Raw genomic sequence first — 25,503 nt, 5'->3', positions numbered from 1 at the left:
TTCCATGCCGAGCCGCGCAGAAGGTCGCCTGCAGAGAAGTCGATCGCCGCCTGCATCGCTCAAAAGGCGTGCCGGCGTTAGCTAACGGAAGCTCCCGTCATTCTCGGCTTTGCGCGGATCGCGGGGCGAACGCGGTCATCTCTTAAAGTCAGAATAATCAATTAATGATTGTGATAAAAAGGAGCCGCCTTAAGAACCGGGCGGCGTTCTTCTTTTGGAAAGCGTGCAGTCAGTTTTTTTTAATCTCGCGAATGGCGCTCATTAAACGGCCGATATAACGGATTTCGGATAAAGATAAAACCTGATGATTGGGGCCGTACTTATTTTCTATAAGCAGTTCACTGCCGAGATATTTTGCCTCTCCGAGATAAATAGCCCCATTGACTGTCTGGACGATGATGCTGTCGCCGTCCATGAATAGGTCCCGGTTCTCGATAATAAGAATTGTCGCATGAGAAGTCCCGAAGAAGTCATGAATCGGCGGCAGCCCGCTAATATCGAACACAAAAGTCTTTGGGTAAATGGGCCGGCAATCGGTTATGGGGTAATTGAAATAATCCAGGATATTCTCAGGTGCCAGAACATGTCTCTGCTTCAGTCGCCGGACAATCGGCAATTTAATATAATGTATCGGTTTAAGATTCATATTTTTTTAAATCATCCTCCAAAAATCACAGCACGTTTTCCCGGCTGAATCTTATGAATCAGTCAGCCGATTATTATTGCCTTCCTCTCTTTTTCGGCCGGACCGGGCATGGCCGCTGTTCAGAGGAGCACTTTGATCGATTCCGATCCATGCACTTGGCCGGTCTGTCCGCTTACAGCGTATGATTTTATCAGTCTATTAACGTGCTGTCAATATTTTTGCAGAACGTGTGTCCCGGTCCGGCTGATTTCCGAACGCAGCCGTCTCAGATGCGGGCATGGGCATGGCATAGGCACACCGGAAAAAAATCATCATACGGAAGCATGCCTTTTTTTGCTGAATGATGCGGATGCCGGGCCAGGCGTAAGAAAGACGGCATATGCTATAGAAAACAAAGAGGAGGATGTGGAGATGTTTATTCTCATCGTCGTCATGTTTATTCTCCTTGTCATTGTCGGTTTGTTCTTCTGAAGGGAAATATAAGAAGAACGGTCTGACCCTGAAATTCCATGTGTGCCAAGAGCCGTGAAACCGGAAGTGCTTGGCATTTTTAATTCGTCCGTTCAACAATTTTTTACGGGAAACTTCTTCCAAACTAGTGGAACATCGACAAAAAAACCCGGTTCAGTATTTGGCGAAAATATGTGACAATAGAGATACACAATAATACGAAAGGAAGTGCAGCGGTTGTGAGAAACATCATCTCGTTCAAATTCAATCCTTCGAAACTCAGACTGAATAAGTTCATTGACTTTTACGGGTATTGCTCGCACTTAGAGCAGAACATCTATGTCTATGGGAAAAAAGAGGCGCATAAAATCCACCGTCTGTCCGAACTTCTTTCGTTCATTTTATTTACTCATGATGAAGAGTGCCTGATTGTTATTGAAGGACAAGGGATCAGCCAGACGAAAGAGTATATTTCAAAGAATATGGCAGAAGTATTGTCCGCATAAGTAAGCGTTTACATCAGCGATACGATGCCGGAATTCTTGCCGCTTCATTCGCAGCCGTCTTTCTACTATAATGAATAGAGTCATCGCAAAATGAATACTTATTGGAGGACGGCAGGAAATGAACACGAAAATGACTGAATTGACGGCGCCGATCAACCCGTCGAATGACCCGTGGGAAGCCTATCGCGACATGGAGACGTACGGCCGTCTTGAACTGACAAATGTGGAACTGACAACGACGACGCTCTGCAATATGAGATGTGAGCATTGTGCGGTCGGCTACACATTGCGGAAACGCGACCCGCAGCCTTTGCCGCTGGATCGGATCATTAAAAGACTGGACGAGGCATCCCATCTGCACGCGCTGAGTATCACCGGCGGAGAGCCGATGCTTTCAATGAAGGCAGTCAGGGAATATGTCGTTCCCATCTTAAAGTATGCCCGCGAGCGGGGCCTCAGAACACAGATCAATTCAAATTTGACACTGGATCTCGCCCGATACGAATTAATCATTCCTTATCTGGATGTACTCCATATTTCTTTTAACTATGGAAGTTTTGAAGACTACTCGACGATCGGTTTTGCAGTTATGGAGAAGAAGCCGAAACGGGATCAGCAGAAACTCTTTTTCGACAGGATGGTTGAAAACGCCCGGGAATTATCGGCAAGAGGCGTTCTTGTTTCGGCGGAGACAATGATTAACAAGCGTACTCTGCCGCATCTCGAACGCATTCATGAACAGGTCGTCGCGATGGGATGCAGGCGGCATGAGATTCATCCGATGTACCCGAGCGACTTTGCCGGAGCGCTTCAGGTGGCGACACTCGACGAAATACGTTCGGGGATCAGCAGGCTGCTCGATGCCCGTGATGAGAATGTCTGGATGCTTTTCGGTACGCTGCCCTTTTATCCGTGCAGTTCGGACGATCGGGATCTGGCTCTTTTAAAAAGGCTCTATGAAGCGAAAAATGTAACGATACGAAATGATCCGGACGGCCGTTCGCGCCTGAACGTCAACATTTTCAGCGGCGATATCATCGTTACGGATTTCGGCGATACGCCGCCGCTCGGCAACATTCGGACGACCGCTCTTGAAGAGGCCTACCGGCAGTGGATGAAAACGCCGCTGGCCGAATCTTTGAACTGCCACTGCCCGGTCGTAAAATGTCTGGGTCCGAATGTGCTTGTCAAGAATACTTATTATCGGGATATCGATTTTACGACCCGGACTGCCCGGATCGCCCGGGAATAAATAAAATGAATTGCTTTTTCCGGGCGGAACGAAAAAATCTGCAGAGAGGAGCGGAAATCCTGCCGAGCTTCCGTCTTAAACATTCGGCACGTTTTCCGTCTTTGCCTGCTCCCGATGCCTCAGAGCTTTAGACAGTGACATTTGTCATCTCAGAGTTGACAAAAGGTCACTATTTTTTTGCCTTCCCGCTTGGTAGACTATGGGTAGACCGGAAGGGGGATGCTGAAATGATTATTGAGGTTTCCGATCTTGTGAAACGTTATAAAGACAATCTGGCGATTGATCACCTGAGCCTGCAGGTGAAAGAGGGCGAGATCTTCGGACTGCTCGGTCCGAACGGCGCAGGAAAGACAACCTTAACCAATACGATGCTCGGTCTGACGACAGTTGATCAGGGAACGATTAAGATCTTCGGGGAGGAACTTCGGAAAAACGAACGGGAAATAAAGAGGCACATCGGGCTCGTGCCTCAGGATATTGCCGTTTATGAGGAGCTGTCGGCGCTGGAAAATGTCCGGCTTTTCGGCAGGCTCTACGGTCTGAGCGGGAATGCGCTGAAAGAGGGGACGGCCGATGCCCTTGAATTCACGGGACTGACCCACTTGCAAAACAAAAGGCCTGCACAGTTTTCCGGAGGCATGAAGCGGCGGCTGAACATTGCCTGCGCGCTTGTCCATAAACCGAAATTGATCATCATGGATGAACCGACCGTCGGCATCGATCCGCAATCGCGCAATTATATTCTGGAATCGGTCAAAAAGTTAAATGCAACGGGCTGTACAGTCATTTATATTTCTCATTACATGGAAGAAGTGGAAGCAATCTGTTCGCAAATTGCCATTGTCGATAAAGGAAGGATCATTGCCAAGGGCACTAAAGAAGAATTAGCCAGACTGATTATCGACGACCATGCCCTGTTCGTCGACATTGAATCGCCCGGATTTTCTATCGTCGACGCATTAAAAAAGCTGCCTTCCGTTAAAGATGCGGTGATCGATGACCATACGGTGCGCATTATCTCTGCTGCTAAAAATATCAATGAGGTTCTGTCGGTGTTCCTTGATGAGGGTGTCATTGTGACCAAAGTGTCGACGAATACCCCGACGCTGGAAGATGTGTTTCTGACGCTGACCGGCCGTGCGCTTCGGGAGGGATCCATTTGAAAACGATTATCACCGTCTGCTTCAGCACGATCAAACAAAACTTCCGCGATCGGCGAGGCCTCCTGCTGATGCTGCTCCTGCCGGTGGTTTTAACGCTGATTCTGGGAACGGCGCTCAGCAACGCCGATTCAACAACGGCGTCCCTGGATATCCGCGCCGGAATTGTCAATCAGGACCGGGGATCCCTGGCGATGTCAATGGTTGACTTTTTTCAGGAAAAACAAATCCGCACGGTTATGAAAACACGCATTTATAAAACGGAAGCCGAAGCCAACAAGGATTTAAAGAAGCAGAACCTCGATGCGGTGATCGTCATCACAAAAGGATTTTCCGCGGCCGCCGTGCGCGGCCAAAGCCATCATCTCGACTTCATTACAAGCGGAGATCTGGAGAGTTCGGCCGTCCGAAGCATTGCCGACAGTTTTCTGAAGCGGATGAATGCTGTACAGGCACTGGCCGCGGCCGGTGTTTCTCCCCAGAAAGCCGCCGGTGCGCAGCTGGTTCCGCTTTTGTCGAACCATGCTTTGAGCGTTAAAGGAAAGGTGCCGGATGCGAGCAGTTATTATGCGGTGACCATGCTGATCATGATCATTTTATATGCTTACGCATACGGTGTGGATGCAGTCAAGGAATCGCTGGATTCGCCGATCGGCTATCGCATTCAATCGTTGCCCGTCCGTCCGATGAGCTTCTTTACCGGTAAAGTGTTCGGCCATGTTGCAACCATCTTTTTACAGATTCTCATCCTGATCGTTTTCTTTAAATTCATCTATAAAGCCGATTTCGGCAGTCATCTCTGGTTTGTTTTCGGTTTGTGCTTTCTTCTGGCCGCGATCGTCACGCTGACGGGTATCGCTCTCACGCTGCTGTCAACGGAAAAAACGGCCGATGCTCTGATGACGTTCATTGCCCCCCTGGCCACTTTTCTGGCCGGCGGCTATGTGAAACTCAGTTTTCTGGAGACCAATCCGATTACGTCGGCGATCCGCGGCTTCATGCCCAACTCTCTCGTTCAGACACTGATTTTCCAGGATATCTACGGCGGTTCCAGCCTGTCTCCGTTGGTTGCCGTCTTTAAATTGGTCATCATTCTGGCGGCGGTTCTGCTGCTCACGGCGGCCGGACTAAGGAGGAGAAGCTATGGCTATCTTTCAAAATAATCTGAAAAGGTTTATGAAGAATAAGCTGACTCTGGGAATCAGTCTGATTATACCAATCTTATTTATTATTGTGGCGTTTTCCGGTTCAGGGGATCAGAGGGCGACAGTCGGCGTCATCGATCATGACGGGACGCAGCTGACAAAGCAGATGATTCAGACGATGAAGGGCCAGGCGGATGTGGTCCGGGTGACGGATAATAACCAGCGCGATCAGCTGATTAACGGAAAGGCCGACATGGTCCTGATCATTGACAAAGGATTTACATCGTCGCTGATCGCCGGACAGTCGAAGCCGCTAAACAGCTACCATGTTTCGGAAAGCAATATCTCGTCCGGAGTGAGCGCCTTTATAAGCGGTTATCTGCAGGATATTGAATTAATGGCGAAGCAGTCGCAGGGGCGGCAGCAAGTGTTTTATCAGGCGCTGAACCGCTACAATCAGAATCATCTGGCATTGCGCGTTCGAAGTGCGGACGGTCAGGCTGCACAAAAAGAAAAAACGCTGAGTTCGCTCGGATTCGTGATCTACGGCTGTCTGATCATGATGATTGCTCTTCCGTCCAAACTGATCGTTGAAGATAAGGAGAAAAAGATTTTTGATCGCTTTTTCACGACGCCGCTCTCGCTGAGAAGCTACAATGCCCAGCATATCCTGAGCTACCTGCTGCTGGCCAATGTCATGATTTTTACGATGCTGGCGATCCTCGCGGCCGGGTTTCATGCGACGTTCGGACCGTCGATCTTTAATGTGTACGTCGTCCTACTTATTTTTTCGGTCGTTGCGATATCGATCGGCGTTGCCCTGAGCGTGGCTGTCAACAGCACGCGGCAGGCCAATGCGCTGACCTGGCTGATCACGACGCCGCTGGCGATGCTCGGCGGCTGCTTCTGGCCCGCGAAAATCATGCCTTCCTTTATGCAGAAACTCGCGGATTTCACGCCGACAGCATGGGGGGTTAAGGCATTGACCAAGCTGGTCTACGGAAACGGCTTAAACGATGTTATAATTGAATTAACTATTTTAGCCGCTTTTGCCGTTATCTTTTTCCTTCTTGCTTCGTGGCGGACAAGAGATATTGCACATTAATGGCCCCCGGAGGCTGCCTATGATCTATTTCTATCAGCTTATCCTGTTCTGCCTGCTGGGCTACGGACTTGTGACCGGCAAAAACGCACCGACTCCTGTTGAAGTGGTGTGCTTTTTGCTGCTTATCGTGGTCAATCTGCTGAAAACGAGATATCTGCCGAGAAAATGGCTGACTCAGAGTGAATGGCTGCTTATTCTTCTCTTCGGGATCAATCAGCCGATTTTTGTCATCGGTTTTGCGCTCCTGCTTCCGGAGACGCTGAAGGCAAGAAATCGTCTTTTAGCCGGCCTGGCTTTTCTGATTCTGCCCATTCTTTTTATGCTTGATTTTCCGCATATCCTGCTCTTTTTAATTTTTTTCGGTGTCTGTTGCTTTTTTGTCAGCCTGATCGATCGGCTGCAGGAAAGCGAACGGCGCTTCAGAAAGATTGCAGATGATGAACGCTATTACATCTATGAGCTGGAAAAATCGAAGCGGCAGATTCTGCAGCAAGCAGAAAGGCGCACCCGTCTTGCCGAACTGAAAGAAAGGAACCGGATTGCCAGAAACCTGCACGACACGATCGGACATACGATTGCGGGTTTGTATATGCAGCTTCAGGCGGCCTATAAAGTCAGAGAAAAAAATTTGCAGAAATCCGATGAGCTGATTGAAAAAACGGTTGCCGGATTATCCGATGCATTGCGGATGGTGCACGATACGGCACATGACCTGATACCTGCAAAAACGTCCGGGCTCGAGAGGGTCAGACAATTGATTCAATCGTTCCATTACTGCGAGCTGTCCTTCGCCTGTTCCGGAGATATGAAGGACATTCCGGAGCGGCACTGGGAAATCATTGAGGCGAATGTCCGGGAAGCACTGACGAATATATTCAAGCATTCCGAGGCGACAAAAGCCGGCATAGAGCTGAACGGGAACAGGCATTTTGTCAGGCTGTTCATTCATGACAACGGGAAAGGGGCCCCCGTCGTCCAGGATCATCTCGGTTTGAACGGCATGAAAGAAAGAGTGAGTAAAATGGGGGGCAGCCTCTCGGTCGACGGACAATCCGGTTTCAAGATTGTCTGCATACTGCCGCTGACGAAAAAGGAGAGTGGATTATTTGCGGATTCTCATCGTTGATGACGATGCGCTGATTTGCGACAGTCTGAAACTGCTGATTGATCTGGAAAGCGACATGACGGTTACAGGCACATGCAAAAACGGCAGGGAAGCGATTCGCTTCTTTGAGACGGAAAAAGCGCCCGATCTCGTGCTGCTCGATATCCGCATGCCGGTCATGGACGGCGTGCAGTGTTCGGCTGAACTGAGGCACAGATGGCCGGAGACGAAGATCATCATGCTGACTACTTTTCGTGACGACGACTATATCAGACAGGCGATTAAAAACGGGGCGTCGGGCTATCTGCTCAAAAGCCAGTCGGGGGATGCGATCATCGATACTCTGCGGGCGGCCTTTCACGGCAGCATGGTGATGAGCAGTGAAGTGGCCGAAAAGCTTTCCGATATGCTGCACTCTTCGGCCCGTAAGCTGACTGGAAGGCCGGCCGTGGACGATTCACTGACCGAACGGGAAAAAGAAGTGCTTGCACTGATTGCGGCCGGCCGTTCCAATAAGGAAATTGCCGAAAGGCTGTACTTGAGCGACGGAACCGTCAGAAATTATATCACGCGCATGCTCGAGAAGCTGCAGCTGCGTACGCGTACGCAGCTCGCGGTCTATTATATAGAATGCAAATATGGAAGGAACAGCTGACCGGGAAGACTGCAGCTGTCTTTTGAATCTTCGCCGGCGTCGATACATAACCGTCACCCGTTCCCGAATTCAGCCGGTATCGATATCGATACATAACCGCCACATCCGCTGCCCGAAGCAGGGAACCCTTCGCGTGAAAGGACGGTTTCTGTGGAAAAATGTCGATGAAAAACAGGTCGAACGTGTCGAACGTTGTGTTAAACTTTTTAAAGAAGTTGAAAAGAGATTGTAAATACGGCCTGTTCTGTTAAAATGGAATTTGGGCCTGTTTCGCGGCGGCATTTTTGCTGTGCGCGGAAGATCGGCTGTTTAGAGAGGGCAGAGAGGTGGAGTGGGTGCATCTTTTTTCAAAAAATGATAAATTTTTTAATATGCTTTCGATTATCTCACTGAATCTGGAGGAATCAGCGCGTTTTTTTATGGAGTCGAAAATCAAAAACGAGTCGGATCTTCGCGATTTTTCGCAGAAAATGAAAGACTTCGAACGCAAGGGCGACTCCTATGTGCACGAACTGATCATTGCACTTAATAAGACATTCGTGACGCCTCTGCAGCGTGAGGATATTCTTGAGCTTGCCATGAAAATGGACGATGTGCTTGATGGCTTTGAAGAATGGTCGATGCGGCTCGAAATCTACAGACTGACGCACACCGATGAGTATATGGCCAAGTTTGTCGGCTACCTTTTTGAAGCATCCAGGGAAATTGCACAGGCCGTCGATCTTCTGGCGAAAAAAAATTTGTCGGGGATAAGGAATAATGTCATTAAGATAAACGATTACGAAACCGAATGTGACGATCTGCTGGCAAAATGCATTACAAATCTGTTCCGGTATGAGCAAGATGCGGTTAAAATCATTCAGTACAAGGAACTTTATGAAATGCTGGAAAGTGTGGCCGACAGTTGTGAGGATGTCGCGGATACACTCGAGACGATTATCATGAGGAATGCATGATGCTCATGCGGAAAAAAGGCAGCAGCCGGACATTGTCGGCCGTTTCTGAAAATCGGCCGTGCAGCTTCGAAAAAGAAAGGATTTTTTAAATCATGCAAAGTTTGTTCGCCTTGACACTGATAATCGTGCTGCTCGCTTTTGCGTTCGACTTCCTTAACGGTTTCCACGACACGGCCAACACGATTGCCACGTCGGTTTCCACGCGCGCTCTGCGGCCGCTGGCAGCCATTATTCTTGCGGGAACGATGAATTTCCTCGGCGCAATCACATTTACCGGAGTTGCCCAGACGATAAGCAAGGGTGTCATTGATCCGTTTACGATTCATGATGAAACGAGGGGCATGATTATCGTGATGGCCGCGCTGATTACCGCAATCATTTGGAATCTGGTAACCTGGCTCTTCGGCATACCGAGCAGCTCGTCGCATGCGATCATCGGATCACTGGCCGGCGCGGGCATATCGGCATTCGGTTTTCATGCGCTTAATTTATCCGGATTTATAGAAATTTTTGAAGCCCTGATTTTTTCACCGATTGTAGCGATAACGGTCGGATTCATCATCATGAGCCTATTCAATTTTTTCTTCCATAATTTCCCATTAAAGAAAACGAATCAGCGGTTCCGCACTTTTCAAATCTTCACCGCAGCGCTGCAGGCATTTGCTCACGGAACGAACGATGCTCAGAAAACAATGGGAATCATCACGATGGCGCTCGTTGCATCAAAATATCTTTCAGTAGTGGAAATTCCGATGTGGGTCCGCGTGACTTCCGGGATTGCGATGGCCATGGGCACGGCCTTCGGCGGCTGGCGGATTATTAAAACAATCGGGACCAAGATTATGAAAATAGAGCCGATCAACGGAGCGGCCGCGGATTTATCTTCGGCGGCGATTATTTTTAGCTTTACGGCCCTGCATTTTCCCGTAAGCACGACCCATGTGATTACCTCCTCGATTCTTGGAGTCGGTGCCGCTGACCGGGTCCGGGGTGTTAACTGGGGCATGGCGATTAATATTGTCATAACGTGGATTATTACGCTGCCGACAACGGCAGCGTGCGCGGTCGTCGTCTTTAAAGTTTTAGCATGGCTTTTATAATCTGTAATCGGAACGGCGCTTGAGAAACGGATGTTTCCGCGGCGCCGTTTTTCGGCAGCAATCTGTACCGGCTGTACAAAAATCAGTTTTCGTGGCAGCGCTTACAATTTACAACAAAAATATAGCTTCAAAAGACTGAATAAAATAAAGAGAGAAGGACCTTCCACGCCGCCGGAGACGAACCGGCCTTTTGTTTCAGCTTCCGCTTTCAGGTTTTTACGGAAGTTGCTTTTCTCCAAAAGGCGTTCTGTTCAAATCTGCCGGGGACGGCACCGGCTTGCAGGTCAGGAGTCAATCCGAGCAGGCAGACACTGCTGCTGAAACTCGACAATCATCTCGTCCAGTTCCCGGCTGCATCGCAAGGTTTCGGCAGCGTACATTCCATAGATCTTAGCGATATGAAAAAGTTGTTTTCTTTTTTTCTCGATTTTTTCTAAACTTGAAGGATATATTTCCTGTGTCTTATTGACTACTGAAAGGCTGCACATGAGACCTTCGTCACCTCCCTGCGATCATATGTATACCGGACTAACGATTCTAATTATAGCATGCAATAATATTTTGTCCATGTCTCCATTGGCTCAATGCTCTTTTTTTCACAAAGAATCAGATTTTGATTCTTTTCATTCAGGGCCGTATGATAGATTCAGCAGAAGCTTATGTTAGGCTTATGAAACTTTGGAGGGCAAAGGTCATGCAGCTATCCGATTTTGAACTGATTACGGTGCTTTCCGATGAAGGAAATATGAGAAAAGCAGCCGAAAAGCTCTTTGTATCCCAACCGGCTCTGAGCCAGCGGCTGCAGCACATTGAACGTGAATGGGGCACTCGGATTTTTTCGCGCTCAAAACGCGGAGTCAGCCTGACGCCGGAGGGCGAAGCCATTGTCCGCTTTGCCAGGGAAACGCTGGAGAGGGCTGCGGAAGTCAGAGCCGAAGTCGGCGCGCACGGTTCGGATATCTACGGGACACTGAAACTGGCCGTTTCATCGGTCAACGGGCAGTACTGGCTTCCGGAGGTTCTGAAAGATTTTGTGGAGAGTTATCCGCTTGTGGAAATTTCGCTGGTGACAGGCTGGTCGAGTGAAATCCTGGAACGGATGTACCATGCCCAGTGCCATGTGGCCATTGTCCGCGGAAATCCGCTTTGGAGGGGAGAAAAACTGCATCTATTTTCCGATCCTCTGAATCTGGTCGATACAAAGATTGAGACGCTGAACGATTTGACCAGAGATCAGCGGCCTTATATTCAATTCAGAAGTGATTCTTCCTATGATCAGATCATAAGGGAATGGTGGCATGATCAAAAGTTCCGATCTCCCGTCAGAACCATTCTGGTCGATCAGATCGAAACATGCAAACAAATGGCGACTCACGGCATCGGCTACGCGGTTCTTCCGTCGATCAGCCTGACTGAAAAGGACCGGGTGCATCGGATTCCGCTGACGGACAGGCAGGGAGCCGCCTTGAAGAGGGACAACTGGCTGCTGTACGATAAGGAATCTCTGCGGCTGAAACAGGTGCATGCATTTATTGAGCTTGTCCGCCATAGACTTTTAACCTGAAATTCGATAAGATATCTGTGAATGTTCATTCATTTTGGGAGGCTGAAAAATGGATCAGATGGATGCTTTTGAAATTATTTCGTTTCTGCAGAACAGCGTAAAAAAAACGCCGGTTAAAGTATACATAAAAGGAAATCTTGACTCGATCGATTTCGGTGCAGATGTCCGGACGTTTATCAGCGGTTCCGCCGGTACTGTTTTCGGCGATTGGCAGGTGATTCGGCCGATACTGGAAGCAAACAAAAATCTAATAGAGGATTATGTTGTTGAGAATAACGGCCGGAATTCGGCCGTCCCGCTGCTGGACCTGAAAGGGATCGAAGCACGCATCGAACCCGGCGCCCTGATCCGCGAGAAGGTTGAGATCGGCAAAAATGCCGTCATCATGATGGGTGCCGTGATTAATATCGGTGCCGTGATCGGGGAAGGCACGATGATCGACATGAATGCCGTGCTCGGCGGCCGGGCGACAGTCGGGAAGAACTGTCATATCGGGGCGGGTGCCGTGCTTGCCGGAGTCGTCGAGCCTCCGTCGGCCAAGCCGGTTGTTATCGAGGATGATGTGCTTGTCGGGGCCAACGCGGTTGTCCTGGAAGGCGTGCATGTCGGCCGGGGTGCCGTCGTTGCCGCGGGTGCCGTTGTCACCCGGGACGTTCCTGAGAATACGGTCGTTGTCGGCGCCCCGGCCCGGGTGATTAAGACAATTGATGACAAGACGCGTTCGAAAACAGAGATCATGAAGGAGCTTCGCCAGCTGTAAAATTGTCAAGGAAAAATCGGTTTGTTCGGACGAAAGAAAGGATCTTAGCGATGGATTATAGAGCGGTCAGACGGGCGCTGCACCAGATTCCTGAAATCGGATTTGAAGAGGTGGAGACCCAGGCTTTTCTTCTGGATCAGATTCGAAGAATGCCCCAGGAGCGCATTCAGATTAAGAAATGGAAAACGGGCCTCCTGGTCAGGGTAGAGGGGACAAACCCGTCACGGACGATCGGGTTCCGGACGGATATCGATGCATTGCCTGTCCGCGAAAATACCGGCTATCCGTTCCAGTCGCAGCATGAGGGGAAGATGCATGCCTGCGGTCATGATTTTCACATGACGATTGCGCTCGGTGCATTGGAACAGATCGCACAAAACCCGATAAAAGATCATGTACTTTTCATTTTTCAACCTGCGGAAGAAGGACCCGGCGGCGCCGTTCCGATGATGGCAAGCGGCGCATTTCAGGAATGGAAGCCGGACTTTATCTTTGCTCTGCACGTTTCGCCGGAATTTCCGGCAGGCACGGTTGCCGTAAGGGAAGGCATCCTTTTTGCCAATACGTCGGAACTTTTTATCGACTTTTACGGGAAGGGCGGCCATGCGGCCTATCCTCATCTGACCTATGACACCCTTGTTGCGGCCTGCCATTTTGTTGTCGGTATTCAGAGCATCGTTGCCCGCCGTGTCAGCCCGCTCAACTCGGCTGTTCTGACAATCGGCAAAATGAGCGGCGGGACGAAACAGAACATTATTGCCGAGCACGCCCGGGTCGAGGGGACGATACGCACCCTGGATCAAGAGACAATGGCCCTGATCAAGGACGACATCGAGCGCCAGGTTAAAGCCACTGAAATTGCCTATCACTGCCGAAGCCGGATTGATTACGGTGCCAACTATTATCAAGTCTACAATCACAAAAAGTATGAGCAGCCGTTTGTCGATTTCTGTGCCAGAAAAGCCTTTCCCTATATCATCTGCGATGCAGCGATGACCGGGGAGGATTTTGGCTACTTTTTGAAAGAAATACCGGGATTCATGTTCTGGCTCGGGGTCGGCAAAACGGCGGGGCTGCATTCATCCGATTTTAAGCCCGATGAATCGGCGCTCGAACAAGGCGTGCGCGTCGTCAGCAGCTTTATTGAGGAGGGCATCTGAACCGCCGGCAGACGGGCCATCGTATCATTTTAAAGAGGATGACAGAAATCGCTTTCTTATAATGAAAGTCCGTCATTTTCATTATAAAAAGGAGCCGGTTGTTCCTATAGTGAAAATCAAGATAAAAACCGGGAGGGATCACATATGAACCTCCCGGTTTTTATTTTTAAGGACTGGCGCCCATCTTTTTATATAGAAAGAAAATTGCCGCCTGAAAAAAGGGATGGCGGCAGCCGGTTCCGTCTATTGAGAGTGCCTTCATTGGCTTTCGGTTCCGGAGTGAGCCTTTCTTTAGAAACCCGCAGGCGGGCATGCTATGATAGAGAAAGAGCGACGTGGCCTCTCCGAAAAAACGGGCGGGCTGGTTGCTATTTCTGATAAAAATAATTTTAAATGATAATGGTTTGGATGATTATGGATAATCAGGCTGATCAATCCCTTATTTGCAGAGCTTTTATTTAAATTAAATTAATTATTAACTGATATTGACTTAAATTTAAAGGGATATTATAATGAAAATGTTCTCTCATGTTGAGTGTGACATTCCAATAATTCAGGAGGTTTTTGAAATGGCAGAAAGACTTGTTAGCGCTAAGGCGCCGCTCTTTGAACTTGATTGTGTGAATCCCGATGGTTCGTTTGCAAAAGCCAGCCTGGAAGAAAATATTAAAGCCGGAAAATGGACAGTCTTTTTCTTTTATCCGATGGACTTTACATTTGTCTGCCCAACAGAAATTACGGCTTTCAGCGACCGCTACTCAGAATTCGCCGATCTGGGCGCCGATATCATCGGCTGTTCCTGCGATACGATTTACACACATCAGGCCTGGATGAAGACTTCGCGTAAAGAAGGCGGCATCGGAAAAATCAATTTCCGGCTGGCGGCCGATCATACACATGAAGCTGCGGAAAAATACGGCGTTCTGATTGAAGATGAAGGCGTTGCGCTGCGCGGCCTGTTTATTATCAGCCCTGAAGGCGACCTTCGTTATTCCGTAGTCAATGACAATAACATCGGACGCGATGTAGATGAAACGCTGCGTGTTCTTCAGGCGCTTCAGACAGGCGGCCTTTGCCCGGCAAACTGGCATCCGGGTGATGAAACCCTGCACGTTTGATTTTAGTAGGGAAAGGCGTTTGATAAATAACATAATCAAAGAGCCGGCACCGTTTTTTTTGCAGGTGCCGGCTCTTTGACTGCCGTCTGCCTGCACAGAATGTTCAATTTATCAATTTGTTTACGTTCTCCATGCTTTGCTATAATGGGAGTAGCGTATCATCGGAACGGGAGGATCCGGATTTGCGGGCATGATCGCAGAACCGGCGATTTTGAGAGGAAGTGCATGTGTTGGCTGAGCTGCTGGTATTCATTGCCCTTTGGATTCTGATTTACAGTTATTTAATTCTTGCTTCCGTAGATTTTGGAGCAAGTTTTTATCTTTTCTATGGCCAGGTGATTCAGAAAAGGGAGCGGATCTATAATGCGCTGGATAATTACCTCTCTCCGATATCGGAACTGGCCAATATTTGCTTTGTCTTATTGTTTGCGGCCGTTCTGACGTTTTCGCCGGACATTTCTCTGTTTTATCAGATACCGTTTTTATTCACAGGAATAACAGCCGTTCTGCTGACCTTGGTGAAGGGCACTTTTTATGCCCTGGCGGAGCTGCTTCCAAGAAGTTCCGGACTCAGGACTTTCTGCGTTGCCGGAAACGGCTTGACCGGGGTGCTCATTCCTCCCGCACTCAGCATTGCCATGGTCATCAGCGAGGGGGGATTTTCCGGATCCCGGAGCATCGCTTTTTTTATAAAGCAAGTTGGCAATAGTCTCTATTTTTGGTCCGTCATCACCGTTGCGATCGTCAGTGTGTTCTACATAAGCGCCATGTACCTGGTCCATTTTGCCCGTTCATGCGGCAATGAAACGCTCAGTGACAGTATGAGGAACATCGCTCTATTCTGGTGTATGCCTACCGTTGCGGCAAGCGGATTTGTCTTTCTCGGACTCGAAAAGCAGAACCCGGATCATTTCATGAAAGTGCTGAACTTTTCATGGATGTTTCTGCTTTCGCTCCTTTTTTGTCTGCTTGCCGTTACCCTGGTTTTTATAAAACGGTACTATCGCTTATCTTTCCTGTTTGTTATGCTGCAGTACTTCTTTGCATTGATCGGCTACAGCCTGTCGCATCTGCCTTATGTTATTTATCCTGAAATACAGCTTGCTTCCAATATCGTCGCCCTGTCGACATCCCCGTGGCTCATTCTGCTGACCATGGTTCTGGCCGTTGCCGCTGCCGGTTCTGTTCTTGCCTTCAAGCGTTTCATGTTCGTCGGGAAGACCGCTTTTCAGCAATCCAACAGCAAATAGTTCAAGTATGAACAGATCTTTTGATGAACATCCGGAGAAAAAAACAGGTTTGTGTTTTCCCTCGGCGGATGCGATTTTACCTGAAAAAACGATACAGCTAAAGAAGCTCACGGCGTCAATGTTAAAAATTCTACGGGAACGGCCGGAAGGGCCCGCTGCTACAGTGAGGGGCGGTGCCGCAGGCGTGCATGACGCATCAATGGTCCGGGCTGCAGGAAGAGCGGGATGAATCGGAGACTGTCCGTTTTATGGATACGTTGTGGTCCGGCAGCCTTCCCGGGGGACAGCCATGAGCGTTTAATCCGCCGACGGAGGGCAGAAAGAGCCGCCTGCTAAGTTATATCCTGCCTCGTTTTTCCTGCTGATTCTTTCATTTTTTTATAAGAAAAAAACCGGGCAAAGCGCCCGGTTTTCCTTATCTTTCTTATCGGCTGTTTTCTACTTGTTTGTTTCCTTTTTCGTTGACCTCCATGATAATTGGAAGGATCATCGGCTTGCGCTTCGTTTTTTCATAGAGGAAAGGAGCAAGAATCTCATTCACTTCACTCTTGATGTCGGACCACTGCAGCGCGCTGCGAAGCATGGTTTCTTGCAGATGCGCTGTCAGCAGCTCCTGAGCCTCGTTGATCAGGTCTCCGGACTCGCGCATGTAAACAAATCCTCTTGAGATGATGTCGGGTCCCGCCAGAATTTTGTGGGCTTCCATGTCGACACTGACGACGACAATGACCAGTCCTTCCTCTGAAAGAATGCGGCGGTCGCGCAGCACAATATTGCCGATATCGCCGATGCCGCTTCCGTCGATGTACACGGAGCCCGAAGCAATCTTTCCGGTTACGCTGGCCTGATTCTGATCCAGTGCCAGTACATCGCCGATATTCATGATAAATGAATGGTCGTATGGAATTCCGCAAGCATGTGCCGTTTCCACATGCTTTTTCAGCATTCGGTATTCCCCGTGAATCGGCATGAAGAATTTCGGCTTGAGCAGCCGGAGCATCAGTTTTTCTTCCTCCTGGCCGCCGTGGCCGGAAGTATGGATGTTGTTCAGCTTGCCTTGGATCACGTCGGCTCCCGCCCGGTAAAGCTGATTGATCGTCCGATTGATGCTTACCTTGTTGCCCGGAATGGGGGACGCTGAAAAGATAACCGTGTCGCCCGGCTGCACCTGAATCTGGCGATGGGTTCCTCCGGCGATTCGGGACAATGCGGCCATCGGTTCCCCCTGGCTGCCTGTGCACAGGATGGTTACCTGATTGTCGGCAAGATGATTAATCTGCTGATGGTCGACAAACGTATCCTTCGGTGCCTGGATATAGCCCAGATCTTCGCCGATGGCCAGCGAAGCCTCCATACTGCGGCCGAACACGGCGATTTTTCTCCCCGTGTCGACGGCAGCATCGACAACCTGCTGAAGCCTGTGGATATTTGAGGCGAAGGTCGCAAATATGATCCGCCCGTCCACCTTCCTGAAAATGTCCTTAATATTTTCTCCCACTTCCCGTTCCGTCATCGTAAATCCGGGAATTTCGGCGTTTGTACTGTCGGACATCAGGCAGAGCACGCCTTCTTTTCCAATTTCCGCCATCTTTGTCAGATTGGCAATCTGGCCGCCGACCGGCGTGAAATCAAATTTGAAATCGCCTGTTTCGACAATGTTGCCCGGCGGTGTCTTGACGACAATTCCGTATGAGTCGGGAATGCTGTGCGTCGTTCTGAAGAAGCTGACGGAAGTTTTCTGAAACTTGATCACGTCGTCTTCTGTGATTTCATGAATGACGGTCTGGCGCAGGAGATTGTGTTCCTCCAGTTTATTGCGGATTAAACCCGCGGCGAGTTTGCCCGCATAGATCGGAACGTTGAGCTCGCGAAGCAGATAGGGCACACCGCCGATATGATCTTCATGCCCGTGCGTAATAAAAAGGCCTTTTACTTTGTCGGCGTTTTTGACCAGATAACTGTAGTCGGGGATTACGTAATCGATGCCGAGCAGATCATCTTCGGGAAATTTTATTCCTGCATCGATCACAATGATCTCGTCCTGAAACTGCACTGCGTAGGTATTTTTCCCGATCTCACCCAGTCCGCCCAGTGAGAATACCGCAGTCTGATGGTTTTTAACAAATTTCATAAGATTATATCTTCTCCAATTTAAAGTCGGCAGACTGCTTTTCGTATTCGAGAAATTTACCGCTCAGCGGCTGAATAAATTCAACGTTATACGGCCTGTCTGCCAGTTTTTTCCGAACGTCGCGGACATCGTCGGCTTCAAGATAGAGCGTCTCCGTGTTTTCCCGCACGGGGACCTCCTCCTTCGATTTCTGATACAGTACTTTGAAAACCATATTGCCTGCTCCTTTCTGAGTATAATGATTCTAAGACTCATTATATATGAAAAGCAAAGGTTTTTCATCGTTGACGATATCTGACCGCAGGACGGCTATGCGCCGCGGCCCGACTTTATCAAACGGTCCGCCCTTCCGTCTCATTAGTTTTTACAAATTATTAAGGAAAAAATACCTCAGTCCTCCTTGACGACCTGCTATAATTAAAAAGTGCGTGCTTGACCGGCTTAAATCCCGGCTGATCCGCGGAGAAAGAGGGAAGGCTGTCTGTTAAAGCATTCCGCCCGCTCTTCCGCCGGCCGCCGGAAAACCGGATGACGCCGTCTATTCAACATCATGAAAAAATACTGAGGGGGATTGACGATGTCCGAAATAAAAATAGTCTTTTTCGACATCGACGATACACTGTATGACCAGGACAAAAAGATACCTGAGTCGACGGCGGAGGCTATCGAAAAGTTACAGAGGAAAGGCATTATTACAGCGGTTGCGACCGGCAGGGGTCCTTTCATGTTCGCTGATTTGAGAAGGCAGCTGAATATCCATACGTTTGTCAGCTATAATGGATCTTATGTCGTGCATGAGAATGAACCGGCGTTAAGGAACCCGCTTTCAAGACCGATACTTCAGGAGCTGGAGAAAGAATCATCGGAAATTGGAAACCGGCTTGTTTTTCTTAATGAACAAACGATGAGAATTGACGGCAAAAAAAACGATCGGGTTGAGAAGGGGATTGCCAGTTTAAAATTAAATTTCCCTTTTCCTGAAGAAGATCCCGGTTTTTATAAGCAGCATGACATCTATCAGGCACTGCTTTTCTATTCGGAACGGGATGATTCGAGCTACTTAAGGAAAGAGCCGCTGAACACATTCCGCTATGTCCGCTGGCATCCCTATGGAGTTGACGTCATACCGAACGGCGGATCCAAGGCTTCGGGAATCGGAAGCATACTTGAAAAAATGAATCTGTCCGCCGATGAGGCCTGCGCATTCGGAGACGGCAACAATGATGTCGAGATGCTGTCGTTTGTCGGGACGGGCGTCGCCATGGGCAATGCGGTCGCCGGCGTAAAAAAAGCCGCGGATTTCGTGACCCGTCCCGTAAACAAGGACGGCGTCTATTACGGCCTTAAGAATATCGGACTTTTATAAAAGGCAGCGCCGGAAAAAAGGATTCCGGAAAACAGCGGAAGGCTGTGCCGGCAAAAGGGCGCTCTGAATTGTATAGGCATGAAAAAACCCGGGCCTGCTTAATGCTGCCCGGGCTTTTTCATTAAAGTTCATGATCGGCAACGTGGTCGGGTATTTTGAACGGATCGGATTTATCAATCCGGTCGAAGAAAAGGATACCGTTCAAATGGTCGATTTCATGCTGAATTGCAATCGCGGGATAGCCCTTCAGCCGCAGCGTCAGCGGTTTCCCGTCGATGTCAAATGCTTTGACCTTCACGCGCGCGTGGCGGGGCACAAAGCCGGGAACTTCGCGATCGACGGAAAGACAGCCTTCTCCGCCTTCGAGGTACGTATTTTCAACGGAATGGCTGATTATTTTGGGATTAAACAGCATGTATTCATAGTGTTTCCCATGATCGTCGTCCAGCAACAGCGCAATCATCCGTTTGCTGATGGCGATCTGCGGTGCTGCCAGACCGATACCGGCGCGCAAATTGAATTTCTCAGCGGTTTCCTTATTTTGGCTGTTTTTTAGAAATTCGAGCATTTTTCTCAATGTCTCTTTCTCATCGCCGGTTGCCGGAAGCGGGACTTCCTTGGCCGTCTGTCGAAGAATGGGGTTGCCCTCCCGTATAATGTCGTCCATTGTAATCATGATTGATGCCACTCCTTTATTTCCATCCATTAATTCTGTAAGTACAGTGTATCATTAAAATCGGGCTATGTTTACTATGCTGTTTGAAAGGAGGCATCCGGGCCGTCCGTCCGCTTCCGTTTAAATCGGCAGCCGATGCCTGTCGGGAAGCCTCACGTTTGACTTAGCCGAATCAGGTATTATAAACTGAAAATGTGCTTTATGTCGCAGTTTATTTTTTCCTGACTAGGAAAAGTAAAAACGACAGATAAAGAGAAAAATCCCACTTCTGAGAGGCAGGACTGCCGGTTCTCCGCGCGGCAGGTCTCGGAAGATGAAAGCGCTTTTGTGATATTTGTCATTTTGTTTTTCAAAAATGAAAAACACATTCTGAAGGAGAAGGTGGAAATATGTCTGCAAAAAATTTAGAACAGATCGAGGATCATTTTCAAACCTTCCGGATCCTCGACGAACAGGGGCGCGTCGTCAATAAACAGGCTATGCCCCAATTAGAAGATGAAAAACTTAAAGAACTGATGTTTCGCATGGTCTATACAAGAATATGGGATCAGCGCGCACTTTCATTGAATAGACAGGGGCGTCTTGGTTTCTATGCACCGGTTGCGGGAGAGGAAGCTTCGATGCTGGCCAGTGAGTTTGCGATGGAGAGAGAGGACTGGCTGCTTCCGTCTTATCGCGATATTCCGCAGCTGGTGTGGCACGGGCTGCCGCTTTACAAGGCCTTTTTGTACTCACGCGGCCATTTTGAAGGCGGACAGATTCCGGAAGATTGCTATGCGCTGATGCCGCAGATTATTATCGGCGCGCAGTGCACACAGACGACGGGGATTGCGCTCGGCCTGAAAAAGAGGGGAAAGCGGAACGTCGCTTTTTCTTATTTCGGCGACGGGGCCACTTCTCAGGGTGATTTTTATGAAGCATTGAACTTCGCGGGCGTTTATAAAGTTCCGGCGGTCTTTATCAGCCAGAATAACCGCTTCGCTATTTCCGTTCCCGTTGAGAAGCAGACGGCGGCGAAAACGTTGGCGCAGAAAGCACTTGCTGCCGGGATTAAAGGCGTTCAGGTCGATGGGATGGATCCGCTCGCCGTCTATGCGGCGGCCAGGGATGCGCGCGAGCGGGCGATCGGCGGGGACGGGCCGACTCTGATTGAAACACTGACCTATCGGTACGGCCCCCATACCATGGCGGGAGATGATCCGACCCGTTATCGGACCAAGGATCTGACGAGCGCATGGGAAAAAAGGGACCCGCTGATCCGTTTCAGAATTTTTTTACAGAATCTGGGGCTCTGGACGAACGAGGACGAGGAACAAACGGTTGCCAAGGCAAAGGAAGACGTTGCTCTCGCACTCAAAAAAGCCGATACGGTGCCGAAGCAAAAGGTCAGCGACCTGCTTGACAATATGTATGAAAAACCGACGCAGAATGTACGGGAACAGCTGGCCAAGTACAGAGAGAAAGAGGGGGAGCAATGATGGCACAGATGACGATGATTCAGGCCATTACGGATGCGCTTCGCACGGAAATGAGGAATGATGGCGATGTCCTTGTTTTCGGCGAAGACGTGGCAAAGAACGGGGGCGTTTTTCGGGCGACGGAGGGACTCTACGATGAGTTCGGCGAAGACCGTGTTTTCGATACGCCTCTTGCTGAATCCGGAATCGGCGGTCTTGCCCTCGGGCTTGCGCTCCAAAAATACAGACCGGTTATGGAGATCCAGTTTTTCGGTTTTGTTTTTGAAGCGATGGACAGCGTCGCTTCGCAGCTTGCGCGTCTGCGTTACCGGTCGGGCGGTGTTTATCAGGCGCCTGTGACGATCCGTTCTCCCTTCGGAGGCGGAGTCAAGACCCCCGAATTGCATGCGGATAATCTGGAAGGATTATTCTACGAATGCCCGGGACTGAAAGTGGTGATCCCTTCTAATCCCTATGATGCGAAAGGGCTGCTTATTTCTGCGATCCGCGATAATGATCCGGTGCTTTTTCTTGAACATATGAAGCTGTATCGTTCGTTCAGGGAAGAAGTTCCCGAAAATGAATATACGGTCGAAATCGGCAAGGCGAAGATAGCGAGGGAGGGCTCCGATATATCGATTATCACTTACGGAGCAATGGTGAGGACCTCGCTGAAAGCCGCCGAACAGCTGAAAAAAGAAGGCATTGACGCCGAAGTGATCGATCTGAGAACGATCAGCCCGCTTGACGTCGAAACGATCGCGAAATCCGTTAAAAAAACAGGCCGGGCCGTAGTTGTCCAGGAAGCGCAAAAGCAGGCGGGCATTGCCGCCCATGTAATCGCGGAAATCAATGACCGCGCCCTCCTGTATTTAGAAGCGCCCGTCGGCCGCGTCACCGCACCGGACACAGTTTTTCCGTTTGCGGCTGCAGAAGATGTCTGGCTTCCGAATGAGAACGACGTGATCGGCAAGGTAAAGGAAATTGTCGGGTTTTGACATTTTCCATAGAGAAAAAAAAGAACCGCGCTTTAAACATGAGAAGGAGGGAAGCCCCGTTGGCCTATTTATTTAAATTGCCGGATATCGGTGAAGGAATCCATGAAGGCGAGATCGTCAAATGGCTTGTCAGGCCAGGCGATCAGGTAAAAGAAGATGATCCGCTTGCCGAAGTACAAAATGATAAAGCAGTTGTGGAAATTCCTTCCCCGGTTGACGGGAAGGTGCTGGAACTGAATGCTGAAGAAGGCGAAACCGTTGAGGTAGGAACTGTGATCGTTACACTGGAGTCGGATACAAATCAAAATGAGCCGGATCCGGCACAGGAGACAGCTTCCGTTCCGGAACAGGTATCGGGGTCCGGAAAAGAAGAGACTGTGAAAAAGGATCATGTCCGTGCGGCTGCCTCGGATGACCAGCCGTCGCGCCGTGTCATCGCCATGCCATCCGTGCGGAAATATGCCAGAGAAAAGGGAATCAATATTGAAACTTTGAAGGGAACGGGGAAAAACGGCCGCGTGCTCCGGGAAGATGTAGATCACTTTATCGCGCCGGCGAATGAACCGCGGCCGTCCGTTCCGGAACGTGCGGAAGAGGAATCTGAGCCGCCGGTACAGAAGTTTAACGAAGGCGGCTTTCCCGAAACAAGGGAAAAATTTATCGGCCTCCGGCGGGCGATCGCCAAGGCAACCGCTCAATCAATGCGGACAGCGCCGCACGTCACCCTGATGGATGAAGCCGATGTCACGAAACTCGTCGCCCACCGAAAACTTTTTAAAGAGGAAGCAGCGGAACAAGGCGTGAAACTGACCTATCTTCCTTATGTCGTCAAGGCGCTCATTGCCGCGCTCAAAGCTTTTCCGGTGATTAATGCGGCTCTTGATGCAGAACATCAGGAAATCGTCTATAAGCATTATTACAATATCGGAATAGCGACCGATACCGAGGCCGGTCTCGTTGTTCCCGTCCTTAAACATGCGGAAGCGAAATCGATGTATGAAATTGCCGGGGAAATTAAAGAAATGACAGACAAAGCCAGAAGCGGAAAACTGGCCGCGGAGGAGATGAGGGGCGGGACGTGCACGATAACGAATATTGGATCCGAAGGCGGGCAGTGGTTTACGCCGGTCATCAACCAGCCGGAATCGGCGATACTGGGAATCGGACGTATTGCGGAAAAGGCTATTATCCGCGATGGAGAAATTGTTGCGGCACCTATGCTTGCTCTGTCCATGAGCTTTGACCATCGCCTGATCGACGGTGCCACGGCTCAACGGGCAATGAATAAAATAAAAAGGCTGTTATCTGATCCACAGCGCCTAATTTTGGAGGGGTAAAAATGGTTGTCGGGGAATTTACGACGGAAGCTGACACAGTTGTCATCGGAGCAGGCCCGGGCGGTTATGTAGCCGCGATCCGTGCCGCTCAGCTTGGCCAGAAAGTCATTGTTATTGAAAAAGAACATGTCGGAGGAGTCTGCCTGAATGTCGGCTGTATTCCTTCGAAAGCACTGATTTCAGCCAGTCATCGTTTTGAGCAGACAAAGCATTCAGATGATTACGGAATCAAGGCCGACCATGTTTCACTGGACTTTCTGAAACTCCAGGAATGGAAAGGGACGGTCGTCAGCCGTCTGACCGGGGGCGTCAGAAGCCTTCTCAAAGCGCATAACATCGAACTTGTAGAAGGAGAAGCACTATTTGTGGAGCCGGATGTGGTCCGGGTCAATCATGGCTATGAATCGACGCGCTACAAGTTCAACCATTGCATCATCGCTACAGGCTCCAGTCCGATCGAAATTCCCGGTTTCAAATGGAGCGACCGGGTGCTTTCATCCACCGCGGCTCTGGCCCTTAAAGAAGTGCCGAAGAAGATGGTGGTGATCGGCGGCGGCTATATCGGCATTGAGCTGAGTTCTGCCTATGCCGGTTTCGGCACCGAAGTGACCATTCTTGAGGGGACGCCTTCGATTCTCCCGGCATTCGACAAACGCTTGATTGCTCCCGTAAAGAAGAGGCTGAAAGCCAAGGGCGTCACAATCTTCACAGAAGCGATGGCAAAGGGAGTCGAAGAGACACCGTCCGGCGTAAAAGTGACGGCCGAGATCAAGGGAGAAACCAAGGCTTTTGATGCGGATTATGTCATGGTTACGGTCGGCCGGCGCCCGAATACGAAAGATCTGGGTCTTGACCTGGCCGGAGTCGAAACAACGGAACGCGGCCTGATCAAGGTTGATAAGCAGGGAAAAACGACATCGGAAAAAATTTATGCAATCGGGGACATTGTTCCCGGGCTCGCCCTGGCACATAAAGCTTCCTATGAGGGAAAGGTGGCTGCCGAAGCTATCGGCGGTGAGTCTTCAGAAGTGGATTACCGTGCGATGCCGGCCGTTGTCTTTTCAGATCCGGAGATTGCGACCGTCGGCCTGTCGGAGGAGCAGGCAAAGGACGAGGGCTACGAGGTTAAATCCGGCCAGTTCCCGTTTGCGGCAAACGGCCGGGCACTTTCGCTGGGTGAAACGGACGGTTTTCTGAAAATTGTCGCCCGTGCGTCGGACGGCCTGATTCTCGGAGCACAGATCGTCGGAACCAATGCGAGCGACATGATCGCGGAATTCGGATTGGCGATTGAATCCGGAATGACGGCAGAAGATGTGGCGCTGACGATTCATGCGCATCCGACGCTCGGCGAGATGGCTATGGAAGCGGCCGATGTCGTTCTTGGAAAACCGATTCATATAGCTAAATAATCTTTTGGCGGGAACGGGCGGAGGGCGGCTTGCTTCACCGCCTGTTTCCTGCCGGCCATTATTCAGCGGTTTATAAAACATGAAATCAAAACTTTTTTAAGTCTTTGCGGATCCGCGGGCATCGGAGTGTTCATGGCAAGCGACGGCCGAAGTGCTTTAAATCGCCGGGGCGGGCTTGATTTTTCAGAATAAAT

Annotated in this window: 25 protein-coding genes; 19 read left to right on the top strand and 6 right to left on the bottom strand. The window is 49.7% G+C overall.

Annotation, left to right across the window (positions count from 1 at the left end; genetic code table 11):
- Positions 1 to 229: 229 nt before the first annotated feature.
- Both OYT88_RS01470 and OYT88_RS01465 read right to left on the bottom strand, forming a co-directional pair.
- Entirely contained in the window at positions 230 to 646 is a 417-nt protein-coding gene (locus tag OYT88_RS01470; protein WP_274397583.1) for a hypothetical protein, read from the bottom strand.
- A 198-nt stretch (positions 647 to 844) separates the two neighbouring features.
- Positions 845 to 1,240: a hypothetical protein gene (locus OYT88_RS01465; RefSeq protein WP_274397582.1), complete on the bottom strand. Its 396-nt coding sequence runs from the start codon at positions 1,238 to 1,240 to the stop codon at positions 845 to 847.
- 95 nt (positions 1,241 to 1,335) lie between these two features.
- On the opposite strand from OYT88_RS01465, the gene OYT88_RS01460 reads away from it, so the two are divergent.
- From OYT88_RS01460 to OYT88_RS01420, 9 genes are all read left to right on the top strand, one after another.
- Positions 1,336 to 1,602, top strand: coding sequence for a hypothetical protein (locus OYT88_RS01460; protein ID WP_274397581.1), 267 nt, complete (start codon positions 1,336 to 1,338; stop codon positions 1,600 to 1,602).
- 130 nt (positions 1,603 to 1,732) lie between these two features.
- Complete coding sequence (yfkAB, locus tag OYT88_RS01455; protein ID WP_274397875.1) at positions 1,733 to 2,854, top strand: radical SAM/CxCxxxxC motif protein YfkAB; 1,122 nt, start codon at positions 1,733 to 1,735, stop codon at positions 2,852 to 2,854.
- 227 nt (positions 2,855 to 3,081) lie between these two features.
- A complete protein-coding gene (locus OYT88_RS01450) occupies positions 3,082 to 4,017 on the top strand; it encodes an ABC transporter ATP-binding protein (RefSeq protein WP_274397580.1) in 936 nt (311 codons plus the stop codon).
- On the top strand, positions 4,014 to 5,177 hold the full coding sequence (locus OYT88_RS01445; protein ID WP_274397579.1) for an ABC transporter permease: 1,164 nt from the start codon (positions 4,014 to 4,016) through the stop codon (positions 5,175 to 5,177). Before OYT88_RS01450 ends, OYT88_RS01445 begins: the two co-directional genes overlap by 4 nt.
- The gene (locus OYT88_RS01440) at positions 5,158 to 6,264 is read left to right on the top strand and encodes an ABC transporter permease (RefSeq protein WP_274397578.1); all 1,107 of its coding nucleotides are present in this window, start codon (positions 5,158 to 5,160) and stop codon (positions 6,262 to 6,264) included. Before OYT88_RS01445 ends, OYT88_RS01440 begins: the two co-directional genes overlap by 20 nt.
- A gap of 19 nt (positions 6,265 to 6,283) precedes the next feature.
- Positions 6,284 to 7,390: a sensor histidine kinase gene (locus tag OYT88_RS01435; protein ID WP_274397577.1), complete on the top strand. Its 1,107-nt coding sequence runs from the start codon at positions 6,284 to 6,286 to the stop codon at positions 7,388 to 7,390.
- Positions 7,371 to 8,024 carry a response regulator gene (locus tag OYT88_RS01430; RefSeq protein ID WP_274397576.1) on the top strand — a complete coding sequence of 218 codons (654 nt, stop codon included), beginning with the start codon at positions 7,371 to 7,373 and terminating at the stop codon, positions 8,022 to 8,024. Before OYT88_RS01435 ends, OYT88_RS01430 begins: the two co-directional genes overlap by 20 nt.
- Positions 8,025 to 8,395: 371 nt before the next feature.
- Positions 8,396 to 8,980, top strand: a complete 585-nt coding sequence (locus tag OYT88_RS01425; RefSeq protein ID WP_443029701.1) for a DUF47 domain-containing protein — start codon at positions 8,396 to 8,398, stop codon at positions 8,978 to 8,980.
- Between the two features lie 92 nt (positions 8,981 to 9,072).
- Positions 9,073 to 10,080: an inorganic phosphate transporter gene (locus OYT88_RS01420; protein WP_274397575.1), complete on the top strand. Its 1,008-nt coding sequence runs from the start codon at positions 9,073 to 9,075 to the stop codon at positions 10,078 to 10,080.
- A gap of 284 nt (positions 10,081 to 10,364) precedes the next feature.
- On the opposite strand, the gene OYT88_RS01415 is transcribed toward OYT88_RS01420, so the two are convergent.
- The gene (locus OYT88_RS01415) at positions 10,365 to 10,568 is read right to left on the bottom strand and encodes an aspartyl-phosphate phosphatase Spo0E family protein (RefSeq protein ID WP_274397574.1); all 204 of its coding nucleotides are present in this window, start codon (positions 10,566 to 10,568) and stop codon (positions 10,365 to 10,367) included.
- 206 nt (positions 10,569 to 10,774) lie between these two features.
- On the opposite strand from OYT88_RS01415, the gene ccpC reads away from it, so the two are divergent.
- The 5 genes from ccpC to OYT88_RS01390 all read left to right on the top strand — a co-directional run bounded on the left by ccpC (position 10,775) and on the right by OYT88_RS01390 (position 15,932).
- A complete protein-coding gene (ccpC, locus tag OYT88_RS01410; protein WP_274397573.1) occupies positions 10,775 to 11,644 on the top strand; it encodes a transcriptional regulator CcpC in 870 nt (289 codons plus the stop codon).
- A gap of 49 nt (positions 11,645 to 11,693) precedes the next feature.
- Entirely contained in the window at positions 11,694 to 12,404 is a 711-nt protein-coding gene (gene dapD / locus OYT88_RS01405; protein ID WP_274397572.1) for a 2,3,4,5-tetrahydropyridine-2,6-dicarboxylate N-acetyltransferase, read from the top strand.
- Between the two features lie 41 nt (positions 12,405 to 12,445).
- The gene (locus tag OYT88_RS01400) at positions 12,446 to 13,564 is read left to right on the top strand and encodes an N-acetyldiaminopimelate deacetylase (RefSeq protein WP_274397872.1); all 1,119 of its coding nucleotides are present in this window, start codon (positions 12,446 to 12,448) and stop codon (positions 13,562 to 13,564) included.
- A gap of 569 nt (positions 13,565 to 14,133) precedes the next feature.
- Positions 14,134 to 14,682 carry a peroxiredoxin gene (locus tag OYT88_RS01395; RefSeq protein ID WP_274397571.1) on the top strand — a complete coding sequence of 183 codons (549 nt, stop codon included), beginning with the start codon at positions 14,134 to 14,136 and terminating at the stop codon, positions 14,680 to 14,682.
- Between the two features lie 227 nt (positions 14,683 to 14,909).
- Positions 14,910 to 15,932 carry a cytochrome d ubiquinol oxidase subunit II gene (locus tag OYT88_RS01390; protein ID WP_443029696.1) on the top strand — a complete coding sequence of 341 codons (1,023 nt, stop codon included), beginning with the start codon at positions 14,910 to 14,912 and terminating at the stop codon, positions 15,930 to 15,932.
- 424 nt (positions 15,933 to 16,356) lie between these two features.
- On the opposite strand, the gene rnjA is transcribed toward OYT88_RS01390, so the two are convergent.
- Together rnjA and rpoY are read right to left on the bottom strand one after the other, a co-directional pair.
- Positions 16,357 to 18,063 (bottom strand): ribonuclease J1, encoded by a 1,707-nt coding sequence (rnjA, locus tag OYT88_RS01385; protein WP_274397569.1) that lies wholly within the window; start codon positions 18,061 to 18,063, stop codon positions 16,357 to 16,359.
- A gap of 4 nt (positions 18,064 to 18,067) precedes the next feature.
- Positions 18,068 to 18,277 (bottom strand): DNA-directed RNA polymerase subunit epsilon, encoded by a 210-nt coding sequence (gene rpoY, locus OYT88_RS01380; protein WP_274397568.1) that lies wholly within the window; start codon positions 18,275 to 18,277, stop codon positions 18,068 to 18,070.
- Between the two features lie 363 nt (positions 18,278 to 18,640).
- Between rpoY and OYT88_RS01375 the strand changes: the two genes are divergently transcribed.
- Positions 18,641 to 19,429: a Cof-type HAD-IIB family hydrolase gene (locus tag OYT88_RS01375; protein ID WP_274397567.1), complete on the top strand. Its 789-nt coding sequence runs from the start codon at positions 18,641 to 18,643 to the stop codon at positions 19,427 to 19,429.
- A 121-nt stretch (positions 19,430 to 19,550) separates the two neighbouring features.
- On the opposite strand, the gene def is transcribed toward OYT88_RS01375, so the two are convergent.
- On the bottom strand, positions 19,551 to 20,105 hold the full coding sequence (gene def / locus OYT88_RS01370; protein ID WP_274397566.1) for a peptide deformylase: 555 nt from the start codon (positions 20,103 to 20,105) through the stop codon (positions 19,551 to 19,553).
- Positions 20,106 to 20,494: 389 nt separating this feature from the next.
- On the opposite strand from def, the gene pdhA reads away from it, so the two are divergent.
- From pdhA to lpdA, 4 genes are read left to right on the top strand one after another with little or no spacing between them, the layout of a single operon-like run.
- Positions 20,495 to 21,583 (top strand): pyruvate dehydrogenase (acetyl-transferring) E1 component subunit alpha, encoded by a 1,089-nt coding sequence (gene pdhA, locus OYT88_RS01365; protein ID WP_274397565.1) that lies wholly within the window; start codon positions 20,495 to 20,497, stop codon positions 21,581 to 21,583.
- Positions 21,583 to 22,560 carry an alpha-ketoacid dehydrogenase subunit beta gene (locus tag OYT88_RS01360; RefSeq protein ID WP_274397564.1) on the top strand — a complete coding sequence of 326 codons (978 nt, stop codon included), beginning with the start codon at positions 21,583 to 21,585 and terminating at the stop codon, positions 22,558 to 22,560. Before pdhA ends, OYT88_RS01360 begins: the two co-directional genes overlap by 1 nt.
- Before the next feature lie 59 nt (positions 22,561 to 22,619).
- A complete protein-coding gene (locus OYT88_RS01355) occupies positions 22,620 to 23,897 on the top strand; it encodes a dihydrolipoamide acetyltransferase family protein (RefSeq protein WP_274397563.1) in 1,278 nt (425 codons plus the stop codon).
- A gap of 2 nt (positions 23,898 to 23,899) precedes the next feature.
- Positions 23,900 to 25,309 (top strand): dihydrolipoyl dehydrogenase, encoded by a 1,410-nt coding sequence (gene lpdA / locus OYT88_RS01350; RefSeq protein ID WP_274397562.1) that lies wholly within the window; start codon positions 23,900 to 23,902, stop codon positions 25,307 to 25,309.
- The last annotated feature ends 194 nt before the right edge of the window (positions 25,310 to 25,503 follow it).

This window comes from Sporolactobacillus sp. CQH2019 (assembly GCF_028765345.1).
GTDB lineage: Bacteria > Bacillota > Bacilli > Bacillales > Sporolactobacillaceae > Sporolactobacillus.
The sequence above is the reverse complement of the archived record's forward strand: the minus strand, read 5'-3'. Positions and strand labels throughout refer to the sequence as shown.